General features: G+C 53.8%; 12 protein-coding genes. 5 read left to right on the top strand and 7 right to left on the bottom strand.

Annotated features, from left to right (window positions below):
* Nucleotides 1–148 precede the first annotated feature (148 nt).
* Nucleotides 149–1708 carry a ribonuclease Y gene (gene rny / locus Pla22_RS07335; RefSeq protein ID WP_146514032.1) on the bottom strand — a complete coding sequence of 520 codons (1560 nt, stop codon included), beginning with the start codon at nucleotides 1706–1708 and terminating at the stop codon, nucleotides 149–151.
* Between the two features lie 387 nt (nucleotides 1709–2095).
* On the opposite strand from rny, the gene tilS reads away from it, so the two are divergent.
* From tilS to rnpA, 3 genes are all read left to right on the top strand, one after another.
* Entirely contained in the window at nucleotides 2096–3298 is a 1203-nt protein-coding gene (gene tilS, locus Pla22_RS07330; protein WP_146514031.1) for a tRNA lysidine(34) synthetase TilS, read from the top strand.
* Nucleotides 3299–3417: 119 nt separating this feature from the next.
* Complete coding sequence (locus tag Pla22_RS07325; RefSeq protein ID WP_146514030.1) at nucleotides 3418–4383, top strand: DnaJ C-terminal domain-containing protein; 966 nt, start codon at nucleotides 3418–3420, stop codon at nucleotides 4381–4383.
* A 51-nt stretch (nucleotides 4384–4434) separates the two neighbouring features.
* Entirely contained in the window at nucleotides 4435–4782 is a 348-nt protein-coding gene (rnpA, locus tag Pla22_RS07320) for a ribonuclease P protein component (protein WP_146514029.1), read from the top strand.
* Here rnpA and Pla22_RS07315 read toward each other — a convergent pair whose 3' ends face one another.
* The 5 genes from Pla22_RS07315 to Pla22_RS07295 form a co-directional block, all read right to left on the bottom strand.
* On the bottom strand, nucleotides 4783–5946 hold the full coding sequence (locus Pla22_RS07315; protein ID WP_146514028.1) for a DegT/DnrJ/EryC1/StrS family aminotransferase: 1164 nt from the start codon (nucleotides 5944–5946) through the stop codon (nucleotides 4783–4785).
* Between the two features lie 238 nt (nucleotides 5947–6184).
* Nucleotides 6185–8191, bottom strand: coding sequence for a SulP family inorganic anion transporter (locus Pla22_RS07310; RefSeq protein ID WP_146514027.1), 2007 nt, complete (start codon nucleotides 8189–8191; stop codon nucleotides 6185–6187).
* 69 nt (nucleotides 8192–8260) lie between these two features.
* The gene (locus tag Pla22_RS07305; protein WP_146514026.1) at nucleotides 8261–9685 is read right to left on the bottom strand and encodes a proton-conducting transporter transmembrane domain-containing protein; all 1425 of its coding nucleotides are present in this window, start codon (nucleotides 9683–9685) and stop codon (nucleotides 8261–8263) included.
* Nucleotides 9685–11076, bottom strand: coding sequence for a proton-conducting transporter transmembrane domain-containing protein (locus tag Pla22_RS07300; protein ID WP_146514025.1), 1392 nt, complete (start codon nucleotides 11074–11076; stop codon nucleotides 9685–9687). Before Pla22_RS07300 ends, Pla22_RS07305 begins: the two co-directional genes overlap by 1 nt.
* Nucleotides 11073–14186 carry a DUF2309 domain-containing protein gene (locus Pla22_RS07295; RefSeq protein WP_207310311.1) on the bottom strand — a complete coding sequence of 1038 codons (3114 nt, stop codon included), beginning with the start codon at nucleotides 14184–14186 and terminating at the stop codon, nucleotides 11073–11075. Before Pla22_RS07295 ends, Pla22_RS07300 begins: the two co-directional genes overlap by 4 nt.
* 245 nt (nucleotides 14187–14431) lie before the next feature.
* Here Pla22_RS07295 and Pla22_RS07290 point away from each other — a divergent pair, with 245 nt between their 5' ends.
* Together Pla22_RS07290 and Pla22_RS07285 are read left to right on the top strand one after the other, a co-directional pair.
* A complete protein-coding gene (locus Pla22_RS07290; protein WP_146514024.1) occupies nucleotides 14432–15796 on the top strand; it encodes a two-component system sensor histidine kinase NtrB in 1365 nt (454 codons plus the stop codon).
* Between the two features lie 5 nt (nucleotides 15797–15801).
* The gene (locus Pla22_RS07285) at nucleotides 15802–17160 is read left to right on the top strand and encodes a sigma-54-dependent transcriptional regulator (protein ID WP_146514023.1); all 1359 of its coding nucleotides are present in this window, start codon (nucleotides 15802–15804) and stop codon (nucleotides 17158–17160) included.
* 91 nt (nucleotides 17161–17251) lie between these two features.
* On the opposite strand, the gene Pla22_RS07280 is transcribed toward Pla22_RS07285, so the two are convergent.
* On the bottom strand, nucleotides 17252–18124 hold the full coding sequence (locus Pla22_RS07280) for a cysteine peptidase family C39 domain-containing protein (RefSeq protein WP_146514022.1): 873 nt from the start codon (nucleotides 18122–18124) through the stop codon (nucleotides 17252–17254).
* Nucleotides 18125–18254 lie beyond the last annotated feature (130 nt).

The following is an 18254-nucleotide window of genomic DNA, read 5'->3' as shown; positions in this document are numbered from 1 at the left end:
GATCGAGGAAGATAAGCCCCACATCGTCCTATTGTCAAGGAATAGACGTTGGAGTTACCGCGACGGGTGTCCGGCTAGGTGACAGATGCGCACCTCGGCTTGCCGTTCTTTGCCTCTGCTCGGTTGCTACTTGGCTGCAACTTCGCCGCTACTTGGCCGTTTCAATGAAGCGAGCCTCACGAACGACCGTGACCTTGATCTCGCCAGGATAGGTCAACTCGGACTCGAAAGCCTTTGCAATATCATGACAGATCGCAGCCGCCTGCTCGTCCGTCGTGTTGTCGCTGCCGACGATTACCCGTAGTTCACGACCTGCGCTAATGGCAAATGCTTGACGGACCCCATCGAAACGTTTGGCGATGGATTCCAACTCTTCCATCCGCCTGACGTATCGTTCCAATGATTCTCGCCGAGCTCCGGGACGGCTGGCGCTGCAAGCGTCACCGATCGCCGTCAGCATGGTGTAGGGGTACTCGGTCACGATTTCGTCGTGATGCCCCAGAGCCGCGTGCACCACTTCAGGGCATTCATTGTTGCGTCGCAGCAAATCAGCACCAATTTTGGGGTGCCCGCCTTCGAGTTCATGGTCGGCGGCCTTCCCGATATCGTGCAATAAGCCACATCGACGAGCCAAATTGCCGTCCATCCCCAACATCTCGGCGACCAAACCGGCCAGGAACGCCACCTCGACGCTGTGCCGCAACACGTTTTGACTGTAGGACGTGCGAAAGTGGAGTCGGCCGAGCATTTGGATGATCTTGTCATGCAGCCCCGCTACCCCGACCTCATCGGCTGCCTCTCGGCCTTTCTGCATGATGAGTTCGTCAATCTGGCCCGACGTCTCTTCAACCACTTCCTCAATTCGCGTGGGGTGAATCCGCCCGTCGGCAATCAACGCCCCCAGCGAGCGCCTCGCGATCTCACGGCGAACCGGATCAAAACCGCTCACAATGACCACTCCCGGTGTGTCATCGATAATCAGATCAATGCCCGTCGCTTTCTCAAACGCACGAATATTGCGTCCCTCACGGCCAATGATGCGGCCCTTCATGTCATCGGTGGGAACATCAACGGAACTGGTCGTGCTTTCAGCAGTGTGAACCGACGCGTACCGCTGAATCGCCGTCAGCAGCATTTCGCGAGCCTGAGCTTTGACGACTTGCTCGAGCGATTTTTGGTGCTTCATCAATGCCGAACCCCGCTGCTGTTCAAGGTCCACCGCCAGCGTCTGCATTAGCTTTTCCTCGGCCTGTTCGCGTGACATACCGCTCGATTGCTCGAGGACAGCGAGCTGGGCTTTGATGGACTTATCAAGCTCGGCGCGTTGGTCGGTCACGCAGCGCATTTGATTGGCCAGCCGAGTCTGGCTTGCTTCCAGGCCTCGCTGCTGCTTACGAAGGGCCTCTTCTTGCTGTTGCAGCAAGTCTTCGCGACGATCGAGTTTCTGTTCGCGACCGGACAAAGTACGGCGCAGCTCGGCCGCCTCGCCTTCAATCTCAGCTTTGGACGCAAGTGCCGCTTCTTTGGCTTGAACCAGGATCTGGCTACGCTCGGTTTCCGCTTCGCGGCGAGTACTGTTAAGTAATTGGTCAGCCTCTTGTTGCAGTAAACTGCGTCGTTTGTTCTCGGTCGCTTTGAAATACAGAAAAGTAATAGCGGATCCAATGATCCAAGCAATCACGCCGCAAAGCAGCATGGAAGAGTTCATAGTTAGGTCCTCTCAATCGAGGACACAAAAACCACAGAAGCGGCCGGTTCGATAGTCGCGATTCGTTCGCGCGAGTACGATTTCGGAAGGTTGATCCGTGCATCGCTTCACGCGTCGTTTGCGTCACAGATGGCAACTGAAAACGAACGTGAACGTAGCCACGCTTGGCCTCAATCAGCCATCGAGTCAGAAACGCCGTCCAAAAAAGCAGAAAGCACATATCGATTCACCTGCCGTGGGTGATTTTGTTGTCCGGAGGAGTTGATAATCTTAGGGAGTAACGCCTTTCCGCCGATCGAAACCGTGCGGAAGAGAACTTCAGAGTAGCAGTTGACCAGAGCCGAAGAAACAACTTAGTGACCCAATCCCCACCCGTTTGGCACAATAGTGTCTGCTGATCCCCTTTTCGCTCCTGCCTGGCAGTCCATCTTGGACCAGGTCCGATCCGTCTGGTCGCCGAACCGTTTTCGCGAAGTGGGGATCGTGGTTGGCGTCAGTGGTGGTGCGGACAGTGTGTGCCTGCTACGAGCGATCGAAGAATTGCGGAGGGGTCGCGCCGGTCAAGGCGATCCACCAGCACGCGGCTTTGTCATTGCCGCACACTTCAATCATGGTCTGCGAGGCGAAAACTCGGACGCCGATCAAGATTTTGTCCAGCAACTTGCCGAGCGACGGGGAATGCGTTTTGTCACCCGCCGGGCACCCAACGCCACCTCTGCCAACGTCAACGCACCCGACGCGAACTCTGCCAACGCCAACGCACCCGACGCCTCCAGCACTTTCAACGACGCATCAGGTTCAAAATCTAGTTCGAGATTTACTGCCACCAAGCTTGCCAGTGATACGCCGGGCGAGCAGCCCGAACGCCGTGATGTGCCCCCCGTTTCCGATGAGGCGTCCATGAGTCGGCAACGGATGGCGTTCCTGACCGAAACGGCTAAACAGTACGGCGCCCGCTACATCACATTGGGCCACTCACGCGACGACAACGTCGAAACCGTTCTGCACCATCTCTTTCGTGGCACTGGACCAGCGGGACTAGCTGGAATTGGTGATGTGCGAAGTATCGAATCGGACCTCGTGCTGATGCGTCCGCTGTTATCGGTCGACCGCCAATCTATCCGCGATGCGCTAACGCAAATTGGACAAGCCTGGCGTGAGGACGAATCGAACCAATCGACACTCTACACTCGCAATTGGATCCGAGGCGAACTGTTGCCGTTGATCCAGACTCGATACCCCGGTGCTGTCGATGCTGTTTCGCGAGCCATCGCGGGCCAACGGCAATGGCGATCTACCATGGAACAACTCGCCCAGGATTGGTCTCATGAGCGTCAAATCAGTGACGATCCTGCCGTCTTTCACCGTGATTTTGGGGACGACCAGGGCACCGTCATCCTGGCGATGCAGCACTTATGGCGATCCAGTGGTTGGCCTCGCGGTGGGATGAGCGGCCAACATTGGTCACGCTTGGCGGATTGTTTCATCTCGGCCAAGGATGAACGGTTTTCATTGCCTGGCGAAATCGACGTGGTCGCCCGAGGATCACAGATCCAGATCGCTCGGTTACCGACCCCCAACAAGGATTAACGCAATTTCGGACTACCGTTTGCTACCGCTGTTCTCTTTAACGCCCATCTGCCAAGTTGGCACGCGGGCAATCCCCCAAAACTAACCATTCATCACTCCTGTTTGACGATTCATAATCCGTGGCTGAAGACCTGTACCAAACGCTTGGCGTGAGCCGTTCGGCAACCAAGGACGACATCAAAAAGGCGCACCGCAAGCTGGCGCTGAAGTACCATCCGGACAAAAACCCCGACGATAAGGCGGCCCAGGACAAGTTCAAACGCATCCAGGAAGCCTACGACGTTCTTAGCGACGAAGAAAAACGGGCTGCCTACGACCGATACGGCGCCGACTTCGAAAAAATCCGAGGCACCGGATTCAACCCAGGTGCCGGTGGGGCCGCCGGGTTTGAAGGGCTAGATCTTGAACAGATATTTGGCGGCGGACGAGGCGGAAATGCCCAGTTCGACGGTTTCAGTGATTTCTTTGAACAAATGATGGGCGGCGGCGCAGGCGGTGGCGCCCGAGGTGGACGACCACGACAAACGCGACAACCGCCTGCCCAAGGCGCCAACCTTCGACACGAACTCGAAATCCCCCTCGAGATCGCTGTCCGCGGAGGCCAAACTGAGTTTTATCTGCAATCGAGTAGCTCCAGCGACAAAATTGCCGTCAACATTCCAGCCGGAGTCGAAACGGGAACGAAAATTCGACTCAGAGAAAAAGGTCAACCTTCGCCCAATGGCGGACCACCGGGCGACTTGATCTTGATTATCAAGGTTTCTGATCACCCACACTTTCGCCGCTCTGGCCGTAATCTCGAACTCGAGCTCCCGGTTTCAATCAGCGAAGCGATTCTTGGTGCCAAGGTCGACGTTCCAACCCCCGCTGGCACCGTAACGATGACGATTCCACCAGGCAGCAGCAGCGGCAAACGATTGCGGCTTAAAGGCCAGGGCGTCAAGCAACGCGATGGATCCGCCGGTGACCTGATCGTGATCGTCCAGGTGAACGTGCCGGAAACAATAGACGACGAATCCAAAAAATTGATCGAACAATTTGCCGACAAGAACCCTCAAGCCTTGCGTGGCAACCTTACCTTTTGAGCTAGGTTCACCCTCGCCATAAGTTCACCCTCGCCTTGTCGTCAGTGCACCTTGTCTTTCCGATTCAGCAAAGCCGTTCGCGTTCGTCGCAGCGCCGAATTTACGATTGCGATACGTCGCGGCGCGTGCGCTGCCGATGGCACGTTGGTGTTGTTCGCCGTTCCCAGCCATCCCGAAGCTGCTGCCCGCATCGGCATCACGATTCCTAAGAAGACCGGCAATGCAGTGGTTCGCAATCGCTGGAAGCGTTTGATCCGTGAGTCGTTTCGAACTCAAGTCGATCGCATTCCCAAAGGCTACGACTACATCGTTCGGCCCAAAAAAAACGCAGCCCCTAATGGAGCTGCGATCATGCGTTCGATTCCTAAGTTGGCAACCCGAGCGGTCGCCAAAGGCTAACTACGCCACTCGTGATTTAGCTGCGGATCCGAAGTACCCCGCTACCGTTTCCACGACGCGTTCTTGTTCCGAAACGGTCAGTCCCGGGAAAATCGGCAGATTCAGGATCTCTTTGCAAGCACGTGATGTTTCAGTGAGAGCATGAGACGCGACTTTCAAATCCCGATAGCACTCTTGTTCGTGAACTGGGACGGGATAGTAGATCTCGCTGCCAACATTCTGCTCGGCTAGGTAGGCTCGTAGATTGTCACGGCGTCCGCTGCCGATACGAAGCGAGTATTGATTCCAAACATGGAATGCATTGGGATCCTGATAAGGCAACGAAATGGCATCGTCACCGACAAGTCCTGCGTCACTAAGCATGCGGTTGTACCGTCCCGCAATTGCTTGACGCGACTCGACGGCCTCTGGCAAATGCTTCAACTTGACGCGAAGCACTGCTGCTTGAAAAGTATCCAAACGGCTGTTGATTCCCACCACTTGATGGTAATAACGAGGACGCATTCCGTGACCGGCGAATAGCCGTAGACGATCGGCGACCTTAGGGTCAAGCGAAGTCAACATACCACCATCGCCCATGCCACCAAGGTTCTTGGTGGGATAGAAACTAAAGCAACCGATCAATCCCCAACTGCCGGCGGGGCGAGAATGATAGGCCGCTCCAATCGCTTGTGCCGCGTCTTCGATCACGACCAAGTCATGCGAACAAGCGATTTGGCAAATGCGATCTATTTCCGCGCACTGACCAAACAAGTGAACCGGAATGATCGCCTTGGTGTTAGGCGTGATCAGCTCTTCAATCTTCTCTGCGTCCATGTTGAACGTATCAGGTCGAATATCGACAAACACCGGGGTTGCACCAAGTCGGGTGATGCAACTTACCGACGCAAAGAATGTGAAACTCGGAACGATGACTTCGTCGCCCGGTCCTATGCCAAGCGACATCAGCGCTAGTAGCAACGCATCGCTGCCCGAGGCACAACCGACTGCGTTTTCCACTTGGCTGTAAGCGGCGACTTCGCGTTCTAGGTCCCCCACATCGGGACCAAATAAGAACCGGCCGCTGTCGACAACCGAGGTCAGTGCTTCGATAAATTCTTCGCGATAAGGTTGGTTATCGCGGTTAACGTCCAAAATAGGGACGTTTGGGGTAGGCTGAGCCATACTAGCAACCTTCCTTGGTTGGCTGGTCGGACGAATCCGGGTTTAGGGTGTTCAGATGACAAACAAATAGTCGCCAAGCACCAATGTGGTCAAGATCATTCGTATACCGTTCCCGTCGGATGCGACATCGTTTCACAGTTGTTTATCGACAAGACACGCCAACGCGAGGCGGTGAAAATGGTCGCACCCATGCAGGTTAAAGCAGCGCTTGCCCCACGATCTCGGCAATCGACCAAGACTAGTGCTCTAACACACTTCCAGCGATATTCGCCGGAACTCGATCACCGCTTTTTTCTATAGAGTCTTGACTTCGCAACACGCTGACCGTCTCGATGCAGGCGGTGACAGGATGAATATTAAGATAGTTGCGTCGCACGACGTCAAGAATTCGGTTGCACACATCGGTTGGCACCATGAATTCCAACCGCACAAGCTCCAACCGCTCTGCTGTGGCATCCACAACGCTACGGCGACCGCTGCCATGGCATTCCATTGCCGTGTAGCCCGATGCGCCGCACTTCATGCACTCCGCAACTAACTCGACCTCTAACGAAGCAGCGGTAACAATCGTAACTCGCCGCATCATCGACAACGATCGCTTACGGGCCGAGTGAGGATTCTCGGCAAGCGGTTTTAGCGTTTCCAATCCGCGGACCTCAAACTTAAGCCCCTCTTCGGCAAAGTCACGCTCCATCTCATCGAGTTTTTCCATCACGCTGTGATCGACTATACTCGTATTAGAAACGTCAATGATGAGGTTGCGACGCTGCACCAAACCGATTTCTTCGATCTGGCGGCGAAACGGAATCCAATTGCTGAACACCGCGGACTGGTGCGCCACGATTCGACTCGTGACCTCATCGACCTCTTCCACCTCGATGTAAGGTTTGAACAACGACGTGATCGGGACACCGTTGGAAACGTGGATGGCCATCTTCAGCAAGATCCCCGCAACCACACCAATCAACAAGTCGGTCGCCAACACCATCACGAGTGTGGTAACGAAAATTAGCAACTGCTCTTTGCCTATTCGCCACACGTGAATGAACTCCGACGGGTGAGCCAAGCGGTAACCAGTATAGACGAGCATTGCTGCCAACGCGGCTAGCGGAATGCGGTGCAGTACGGTTGGAATCAAAGCAACGCAAGCAAGCAGAAAAATTCCGTGCCAAAGATCAGCAAAGCGTGTTCGCGCTCCGTTGTCGATGTTCGCTTTGGAACGCACGATTTCAGAGATCATGGGGAGGCCGCCCACACTTGCCGAGCACAAGTTTGCGAGCCCAACCGCGACGATGTCACGGTCCATGTTGGCTTTACGTTTCCAAGGATCAAGCAGGTCGATTGCTTTAGCACTTAACAGCGACTCTAACGTTCCAATCACGAAGAACATTCCGGCCCACCGCCACGCTTTGAACTGGGACAACACCGAAAAATCCGGCATCGTGATGTCGTCGAACATGCCGAATGCGCGTTTCGGCATATTGACTAAGTACTGTTCGCCAAGTTGGTAGTCATGATTTGCCAACGTATAAGAATGCGAGTGCAAAAGATCGAATGCCATCCCCATCGGAATCGCCACTAACAATACGACCAACGGCGATGGTACCTTTCGCAGCACAGAAATTCTTTTGCCGATCATCGGCCAAAAGAACATGATCATCAGACTAACCACACCGATCGCCGCAATCGCCGGATTTGCCTCCATAAAAAACTGCGGGATCGACTTCAGCATTTCCAGTGGTTCGCCGCCTGCACCCGTTACTCCAAGCGCAACCGGAACCTGCTTAGCGATGATTGTGACCCCGATTGCCGCGAGCATTCCGTGCACGGCCGCGCTCGGAAAAAACTCACCAATAATGCCTGCTCGAAAGAATCCAAATAGGATCTGCATTACTGCGGCTACCACGCCGACCGCCAGCGCGGCTTTGTAGGCATACAAGTCGGCGGAATCCCATCCGCCGGTCATCCCGTTGCCACCGAAGTCTTCAATGCAACCGATGGCAATCACAATCAATCCGGCGGCGGGTCCCTTAATCGTCAGCTCGCTATTGCTGATAAGCGTCGCCAGTACCGATCCAACAATCGCGGTAAAGATACCAGCGATCGGCGGATAACCGCTTGCCAGCGAAATACCCAAACACAAAGGTAGCGCGATCAAGAATACTAAAAAGCCGGACACAAGGTCGTACTTCAAGTATTGCTTAAAACCTTCAAGGTTTCCGCGTGGTGTTTCTGTTTGATTCATCGTATTAACTAGAGAAAGGTAAAATGTACGAACGAGATGACGCTGCGGCCATCGAGTAGAAGGTAGAAGTCAGGGTTGATCGTGATGAGCGAGCACGGGCTCACTGGTTTGATGGCCCTGCCGAGCAATGCTGCGTTGGTCCAACAATGCGCTGGCGGCATGAAAGCGAGACTGCACACCGGGCTGAGGAAACAGACCGCCGCCGATCACCAAGACAACCAAGATCAAGATCGTCAGACGCTCAGAGGCGCGAGACCTCAACGAAATTGAAGCCGTATGACGATGCCCGGTGAACACTCGAAAGTACGCGTTCAAAATAGCGATCCCGTTTAGCATCATCGCTAAAACGACTGCCATTCCAACCGACGGATAGACTCCTATCGCGCCTTCGATTAGCAGCTCCGAACCAATGAAACCAATGGTGCCCGGGAAGCCGATCGACGCAAGTCCCATGATCAGGAACAGAACGCCCAACGCCGGCATGTGTTCATATAAACCATGAAAACCACTTAGCGATAGCCGACCGGTTCTTGCTTCAACACAGCGAAGCGTTAACCCAAAGCCGGTCAGCGACAGGGCTACGGAAAGCCACACGCAAAGCGCTCCCGTCAATCCGATGGGCGTCGCAATCTCAAGGCCGACCAAAACTAACGACGAATGACTCAGGAACAGGTAGCAGAAAAACCGGCGTGCCTCACGTTGCACCAGTGCCATGCTGCCGGCGTATACGGCCGTAAAGAGCGACACGATTGCGATGCTTTGCAGTGCCCAGTCCGGCGCTATCGGCAACACCAATCGCATGACCGCGTAGGCACCCACCATCGGCGTCACAAAGAGTAGCGACGTCCCGAAACTGGCCTTTTCAAACAAGTCCGTCATCCAGCAATGCAACGGAACGATTCCGCTGCGAAGAAGCGCTGCAGCCGTGAGCAAACCGCCACCCGTGACGACAAAGTCCAGTTGAACGAGCGATTGTCCGAGTACCAGCAGTACAGCAAATAGTCCCATGTGGGCAACAAATACCCGTGTGCATTGACCACGCGATCGCAATTCCAACAGCACCGGAAAAATCGCGGCTATCAACAAGGCCACAATGACCCACGCGCTACGGCAACTCAGTGTCGCAATCAAGATCGCTTCACTGGTCAACATCGACGAAAAGGAAAACCGATTGACCTTCGTCCGCAGCGTTGACAACGCAGTCAGCAAACAAAGCAATGCCGCCAATGGGATCAGGGGCGAATTTAGCTCGTCAATCACAAACACGTCTTCATGAAAGGTCCATTCGATAAAGTCCCAGTGATCGTGGGCCTCGAAGGTTCCCAAGCTGACAAAGTCAAACCACTCGGCGGTCGCACATGCAAGCGTTAACGTGCAAACGGCCAAGCACACCTTGCGGGCGCGTGAGGCATCATTCATCCATGCGACAACGATCGCTCCGACAAGCGGAATCAGGACCGACAATTCGAGCCAAGGCAGATGCAGTTCAGCCATTAGATGAACTCCTCTAACGAACTTGGCGTTGGTTTAACGTCGTCAGATTCGCGAGATTTCCCGCCTGACAACCAATCCGTCCACGCTCGCTCCCAAGAGTCGCATTTGCGAAAGACAAGAACAAACGGGTGAGCGATGTAATCGTTCAAAACAGCGTCCATGAATCCTCGCTCAATGGAAATTCGATATATCCATAATCGAACTTCAATCGGCAACCAGCGGGACCAAACCGTAGGAGAGTGAGATAGCTGGCCGCCAATCGCATTTTCGAGTGAATGATAGTCATGCAGAAGTGTGGGAGCACGCAACAATTGCAGCGTGCGAACACAGGCGTGACCGATGATGTGAATCAGTGCAAGGTATCGAAACCCTAGTCCGATCTCGGCGACGATGATGCCGACCTGAGTTAGCGAAGCAAATGCGAGAGCGCTCTTGATGTCGGTTTGCACGCGAGCGGCAAGCGAACCAAAAATCGCCGAGACGACGCCGATCGCGACGACACAAGCACTCAACACCCACGATGCCTCAAGCAACGGGCTGACGCGAAGCAACAAGAAAGCACCTAAGTGAACGGACAATGCTCCGTAGAAAATCGCACTCGATGGCGTTGGCCCTTCCATCGCCCTGGGAAGCCAGCCCGAGAAGGGAACCAAAGCGGACTTGCCCGCTGCCGCAACTAATAACAACAACCCCACAAACAACGCATGAGAACTTGAAATGGAAGCGTGACCTTCAGGCCAAGCTCCCGTCCCCATCAAGCCGTCAAAATCACCGCCGCCGGTTAAGTGGTGCAACGTAATCGCCGCGATCAAGAATGCAGCGTCCGCGATCCGGTAGATCACCCAAACACTAAGCCCGTTGCGAACTGGATTGCGATGTTCGTGAAAGTACGCAACCAACAAAGCCGAGGACAGTCCCACGAACTCCCACCCGAAGAACAATGTCTCAATGGTTCCAGCCAATGATGACACGACCATGCCCAACAAGAACACGGCGTAAAGCACAAAGAAACGGTGGTATCCTCGCTCGCGGTGCAAATAACGGCTAGCAAAAGCGCCGATTGTTCCCACCAGTACGAACGACAGGATTACAAACGGAACCGATAGCCGATCGAATACGAACTTCAAATGAAAGTGAAAATGTTGTTGCGGAATCACAACCCAATCGCCAATTTCGATGGGCACATCGCGTCTTCCCGTAACCAACATCAAGACCAAAATGGCAAGGGATGCGGTTAGACCTGTGATCACCGAAATCTCGGTGAACCGGGCAACGACGCGCTCGCTTAGTCGCAGATCAAAAAGTGGCGCGATTCCGAACACAGCCAACAAAACTGTCGGACACACGACGACCAGCAACCCTAGGGCGTAGAACCAAGCATCAATATTCATGAGCGTCCGTCCTCAGTTTTGATCGTTGGATGAAGTGAAGCCTCGACCGTTGCGAACCCCAAATGATCGCGGTGATTTCGGTACCAATTTATGGAAGTGCCGACGACTGGAATTTCCCTGGTGTGTGGGGCGTAAACGACGAATTCCCCGCGGACGTATCGATGGATGTGTGATGTTTCGCTGTTGAGAATCGCTAGTTGCACCCATCCCCCTTGGATCAATTGTTTGATGGCGGGGTTATTGGCAACGATCCGATTCATAATCTCTTGAGTGGTTTCAATGACAAAAAGGATTCGCATCGGCTCGTGAATCTCAACCATCTGAGCTGATAGTCCGGGACGCAAATCACTGGCCGATCCCGACATCACGCCGAGCAGCGAAGTGATGTTGTGAGGCAACTTCGATCCACATCCGTAGCCTTCCACATCAACCGTTGAGAAATAATATTCAAGGCTAATGCCCGCACACACGGGAATGGCCGCTCGTAGAATGCCCTCTAAAATCGAGCCTTGCTCGTCGTCTTGCGAAGGATCATAGGATGTCAGGAACGAGCGACGATCTAAGAACAAACCGCGACTCCAAGACCGACGCCCCACCAAGCACAATGAATTCGTCGCGTGGTTGTACTCCGGACGGGCTTGCGACAAATCCTCGGGTCGATCTTCAACATGCTCTAAAGCATCTTTGAAGGAAATGTCCAAGGGAGCCGATTCGAATCGTCGACACCGCTCGTGAGCATTGCGTTGCCGAGCCTCGTCGATAACTTCAACCAGCGATTCAAACTTTGCACGGTGCGAAACCGGTAAACGATCTAGATCTGCGAAGGTGACTGAATCATTCGTTGTGTCGTGATAGCCACCCACGAACCAAGTGTCATCCGGAATGCTCAACCCTCGATCGACAAGGCGATTGCGAACGCGATGATCATTCGCCATCAAGGCAAACGCTCGCGCATTAGGGCCACCACGACTACCGGCGCAAGCACCACAGTTGTAAGCCGACTCATGGGGATTGTTCAGACTGGTCGAACCATGGCCAAGAAACACAATCAATTTCGACCAACGATGAGTCATCCCGGCGGATCGCAGCGTGTTCTCAACAATCGATGCCATTTCATCGACTGAAAAACCCAACTTCCCGTTCTGGCTGCCAGGATCAGGGTCCAGCCGTTCGTATCTTAATTGGGTACTTGGCGGTTCGATGATACCGTGCAAGCGAGACCGCAACCGAGCAACCGTGCGTGGAAATAGAATCCGACCTACCAAGGGAAACGCAGCAAGAGAGCCAGCCAACGTGGTCACCAGCCCGCCCAGCAGTGAACGCGTCCCCAAGTGCGTTCGATGAGTGATCGCGCCGATTCGTTTGCGTGTTTGCGATCGCCGTCGCTCTACTTCCGACAACGAATACAAGGGTTCTTCGATCACATAGTGTTTCGGCTTGATCGAAACCGGGCACAGCGGCTTAAAGTGAGCGTCCTCTGCGCCGCGATAGTACATCGCTGTACCGTAGAACCCGGCGATGCCCACCGTTTCACAGTTCGGTTCCACTTCTTCAACGTGGCGGCGGAACGACTCCTCTCGATCATCGATGCAGGTAACAAGCACGAACTTCGGCTCGGGTAGCGGGTCAATCGTATGTTCACCGTGCGAAATGATGGCGTCGAGCGTTTCATTACGATACTTGCGTTCGTAAGCGCGATGGTAGATACGTCTTCGGTCCAAACTTCCAAAGGCTTCAATTTCACTGACTAGGGTCCGCCACTGCTCACGAGTCAGACTTTGCAAGTTTCTCGGCAACCATCCACGTACCTGAGCGAGCTGAAAAACGTTAAACGCTCGTTGTTCAACTCGATCTTTTTGGCTGAACGCTAATCCGGTATCGATCCGCTGACGCACTTGGTCGAGTGGTATCGCATCGTCAAGCGAATCGCGAACCACCTGCGTTATCGAAAGTCGGTCTAGCAATAGACGAATCGCCAAGAATTCAACCAAACTGCCTTTCGCCGCTGGCCGCGGTGCCCAGTCCGCATTGGTTTCCATCTGCCAAACCATTCCGGCCCACCCTCGAAGCGCCAGTAGCGAGTGAGTGATATAGGACTCGTATTCTTCAGCGTCCACGCCAAGCGCCACGAGCGACTGGGCGATGGAATCAAGCGGCCCGACGTTTTGCGATTTCAGTCGCCGACATTCTGTCTGTAGAGAGGACATCCAGCGCGTGGGTGCGGCCAGTCGCTGACAATACAAATGCAAAAAGGCGTCGTAGAACCCGATGTCTCTTGGTAGTTCATCCCAATCGGCGAACCCTTGATCAAGAAACATTGAACAGTATCGGATCAACACATCATGAACATTTTGATCCGAGTCTTCACCGACTTGATCGAGAAGTATGTCACGATGCCGGCGTGGTGAACTCGGTATGACGGCCCCACCATCGTCATTGGTGATCGTTGTCACTCCAGCACAGCAAACTCGCCATAGAAATTTGAGCGTGAACGGTTCCCACTTCGAAAGTTCCCACGAATGGGCATCGTAACGTTCAAGATCACAAACCAGTTCGCGTTGAATTTCACTGGAATTGCCTGGCGCTCCATCCAGCAAGTCCAAGCACCACTTGCGAGTTTGCGTGATCAAGTTCTCCCGCATGACAGGATCGACTTCCTGCCGAAATTTCCGCAACGCATCAGTTTCCGCAACCACCCATCGCAATTCGTGCGGTGGACCCGAATGCAGTGGGAACTGCATCATTGCCAATCGCAATGCATAGCGAGTTCCAAACGTCGCTACCAACCGATCCGCCTCGTCGCCGAGGTCTTCTTGCAACACGGCATCCAAGTCTTCGACGCGTATTCGACCTCGAGCTAATTCTGCCTGATAGCGATCTTCGGGCAGATAGGCATGGCAATTGAACAACCGCCCGCCGGCCTGGACACCCGCATCAAAATTTAAGTGCTCAAAGGCGTGAAGAGTATTGTGGTGAACGAATACCGTGATGGGCCCCTGCGCGGGTAGCAGATGAGCAGCGTGATCGACTGCGCCGCGAATCGCTTCGTACAGGTCTGTTTGTGAGGTTCCACCAACATGCGAATCTTTCGACTGTTCTATTACGGGCAACGGTGAACCTAGGTGGAATGAAAATGGATCGGATGTATCGCGAGGCTACACAACGTTGGCAATCGCCATGCCCAAACCGTTAATCCTTGTGGTTTTGTTTCGCCGCAGTCAGAATCACTGGCAATTACGGTGATCTCGTTTCGGCTTGCTAAACTGGGACTTCGTCACTTCTGCAAAGAATTGCAGACCATGTGCAGCAACCTGCACAACTATTCCCCCGTGCTCCAATTTCTTAGAGGCTGAGTTTGTTTCGTTTTCAACCAGAAACAGGCAAGAACTATCGACTAGCAATCTCGGCTCTATTGGCACTTAGCGTTGCTGCGATCGCCGTTACGGTCTGGGTGGAGGTTGATTTCCTACGCGAGCAGAAGATCGTTCAGGAATTGATCAAGCGACTGCCGAGCGATGCAGCCGAATCTGCCGAAGAATTGGCCGGTGAATTACGCTGGCAGTTCCGTATTACGATTCTGGTCGTGCTTAATCTTGTCGTCGCAGGATTGGCGATCCTTTTACTTTCAAGCGCCTATCGTGCCTCGCAACAATCACTGCGAGACGTCAAAGCTCTCTCGGGCGATATCCTTAGCAGCATCGACCAAGCGGTCCTAACGACGGATCCCCATGGCAAAGTAACCAGCATCAATCGCCGAGGTATCGAATTGCTTGGCGCCAGCAGGCAATGCGTTGGTGTGCCACTGGAAAGCCTTTCAGATAAACTGCAACTCAACGGCTTTCGAATGAAGGGTCGATCAAAGCCATCTTCTGATCACTTTCAAGAATTCACCCTCACCGACAACGGTACAGAACGCACATTGCAAGGCTCTTGCCAAACGCTGACTGATTTCGAGGGCAAGGATATTGGAAACGTACTGCAACTTCGCGACGTCACCCAACAAGTGCTCGTCAAAGAGCGCATGCGAAGGATGGAACGATACATGGGCTTGGGCTCACTTGCAGTCGGGCTGCACCATGAAATCAAGAATCCTTTAGCGGCCCTGTCGCTACATGTTCAATTGCTGGAAGAACACCTCAACGAAAACCATGTCAGTGAAGATGTCGATCAAATGTTGTCGGTTATCACAACCGAAGTGCAACGTGTGGGAACCGTGCTAGAAGGGTTCCGCGACTTCGCTTCTCTTGGCGAACTGAATCCTGAATGGGCCAATCTGGGTGACCTGATCGTGCATCAAGTTCAGCTACTGACTCCCAAAGCCAAACAATCCAATGTCGTGCTCATCGATAAGACTTCTCTCGACTCAATAGCTAAGGTACGTGTCGATCGTCCGCGAATAGAACAAGTATTCTTTAACCTGCTCAACAATGCGATTCAAGCAATGCCCAACGGCGGCCGTGTCGTTGTGGACACGATCATCAATGCCGAGTCGTTCACGGTCACGATCACGGACGAGGGCCCCGGAATTCCTGATGACCTAAAGGACTGCATCTTCGATCCCTATTTCACCACGAAAAGTGAAGGCACTGGCCTAGGGTTAGCCCTAAGCGACAAGATCATGCGGCAGCACAACGGTGGCATAGAATTTCACACCTCACCGGCTGGCACTACCTTTGAAATAACTTTACCGATCGCGTCCCCGTTCAACTCGAAAATTTAGTTCGCATGGAAGACCCATTTCAAATTCTGATCGTCGACGACGAACCCAACATTCGTTCGGGCCTCGCGAAGGGACTGCAAAAGATCGCTGACCGGATCGAAACGGCGGGAAGCGTCAACGAAGCGCTTGATAAGTTTGACGCAGATCTTTATCAACTCGTCATCGTGGATGTTCGTTTGCCGGGTGATCGTGACGGGTTGGAATTTGTATCGTTGGTGCAGGAACGTCGTCCGGGCACTACCGCGATCGTGATCACCGCGCATGGCACTGTTGAGACAGCGGTGGAAGCGATGCGGCGAGGAGCGTTTGATTTCATCACTAAGCCCGTCGACCTGACCTTGATTCGCCAACAAGTCAGCAAGGCGATTGAGCACCATCGATTGCAAACGGAGAATCGGTTGCTAAAGGACCAACTCGCCAAGGCGGGCGAGGTCTCCCGGATTGTGGGAAGTTGCCGAGCCTTGCAGGAAGTGCTTGGCCAAATCCGGCAAGTTGCCGATACCGACGCGACCGTTTTGATCCAGGGTGAAAGTGGGACGGGAAAAGAACTTATCGCCAGGGCGATTCATGATCTAGGGAACCGTTCGAGCGGCCCCTTCGTCGCCGTCAACTTGGGCGCATTGCCAGAGACACTGCTGGAAAGCGAACTGTTTGGCCACGAAGAAGGCGCATTCACCGGTGCTATGCGACAGAAACCAGGCTGCTTTGAACAGGCGATGCGAGGCACGCTGCTGCTCGATGAAATCACGGAGATCCCCGCCAAGAGCCAAGTTGATTTATTGCGAGTTTTAGAAACCGGTCAGTTCACTCGAGTGGGCGGCGAGGAGATTCTGCATTCTGATGCTCGGATCATTTCGGCAACCAACCGCGACATGCCCACCCTCGTGCAAGAAGGCACGTTTCGGGAAGACCTATTCTACCGTCTTAACATTGTCCCCATCGAAGTCCCTCCGCTTCGACAACGTCGAGAGGACATTCCATTGTTGGCCGACCACTTCCTATCGCACTTTATCAATCGACACCGACGCGGCGATAAGACATTTGACGAAGAAGCCATGCAAACGTTGATTCACGCCAGTTGGCCAGGCAACATTCGCCAACTACGAAATGTGGTTGAGCGTTTGGTAGTGACGGTAAGTGGCGACACGATCACTGCTGCGGACCTGCCTTCCGAATTGATCGCCGTTGCGTCAACGAATTCATCTCAGATCAGACCACTCAGTGAGGTGACTGAGGACGCGGAAAAAATTGCGATTCAATCGGCGTTGGCGGCTCACGATTTTCATCGCGAACAAACCGCCAGTGCTCTCGGCATTAGCGTGCGAACACTGCACTACAAAATGAATCGGTACAGTTTGCACTGAGACCGGCGACCGTTTTCCGAAGTTACAAACCGGTCGCAGATCAAGGAAACACACTACCATGATCCCCACAAACTCTTGCGATTGAATGCGACTACCGACTCGCGCGCTTTAAGTAGATTGCATCGCCAGTAAAACGCGACTGAAAGGTTTGGTCCGTCCACGTCGTAGTTCCAAACGCGGGATCCGCGATCAACCACTGACCCCCATCGGTGCGTCCCAACACGACCACGGCATGCCCTTCTCGCCCTGGTCCGAAAACGCGATCGAGAGTCCGTGTGGCACCGTTGGCGTTTCCAAACGATTCGAACGTCACCAAGGCAACGTTAGGTAGCTGACCAAGATCTTCCCACGTCGATGCATCCTTTGACGCCACACGCGCTCGACGCGGATAGTTTTGCGAAGCGATCGCCAACCCGCGGAACAAACCCAACGGTTCCGTTCCGTATTGGCTGGTCAAGCACCATCGCGCCATTTGCGATTCACTGGCCGTGATCGATGCCGAACGAAGCAAGGTTGCCGCCGCCGCGGGAGCACAGGTTGAACCATGCGATTGTAGACATACACGTCCATGCCAATCCGAATCGGCATTCGTGTCCGCAGGTGCGATCGCGGGCCGAGCCAACGGCATTGCCACGTAGGCCGATGTCAGCAGAATTAATAGAACCACGGTCGTCGATCGATTCCAACGTGACAACACGCCTGTCATGCTGGCGAAGCCTGCCGTCAAAGACAACAACACGGGCATCAAGTTGGACCAGTAAATGACTGATGCAGAAGGCAAAAGCTCTGCCCAAAATAGTTTTCCGCCCAACAACCAAGAAAACGCAAGCGTCAAGGCAAGCGATGAAGTGAAGAACAACCCGCGATTGGATTGCTGTCTCGCCGATAGCCAGCGTCCAACAACAAATGCCAAGACCGATAGCCCGATGATGGCTGCAGTTCCAAATGCCAAGTCCAATGTCATGGGCAAATACCAAATGGGCGAGGGTGATTGTTAAGAAAGTATGAACCTTTCCTTAGTTTCGTGTCAATAACATTGCAAACCCCGGGCCAAGGGTTGACGAGAAATCTCAATCAGCTTGCACCAAGTCATC

The organism is Rubripirellula amarantea, from assembly GCF_007859865.1.
Taxonomy (GTDB): Bacteria; Planctomycetota; Planctomycetia; order Pirellulales; family Pirellulaceae; genus Rubripirellula; species Rubripirellula amarantea.
Note: the sequence above shows the minus strand (reverse complement) of the source record. Positions and strands in the feature narration are given on the sequence as shown.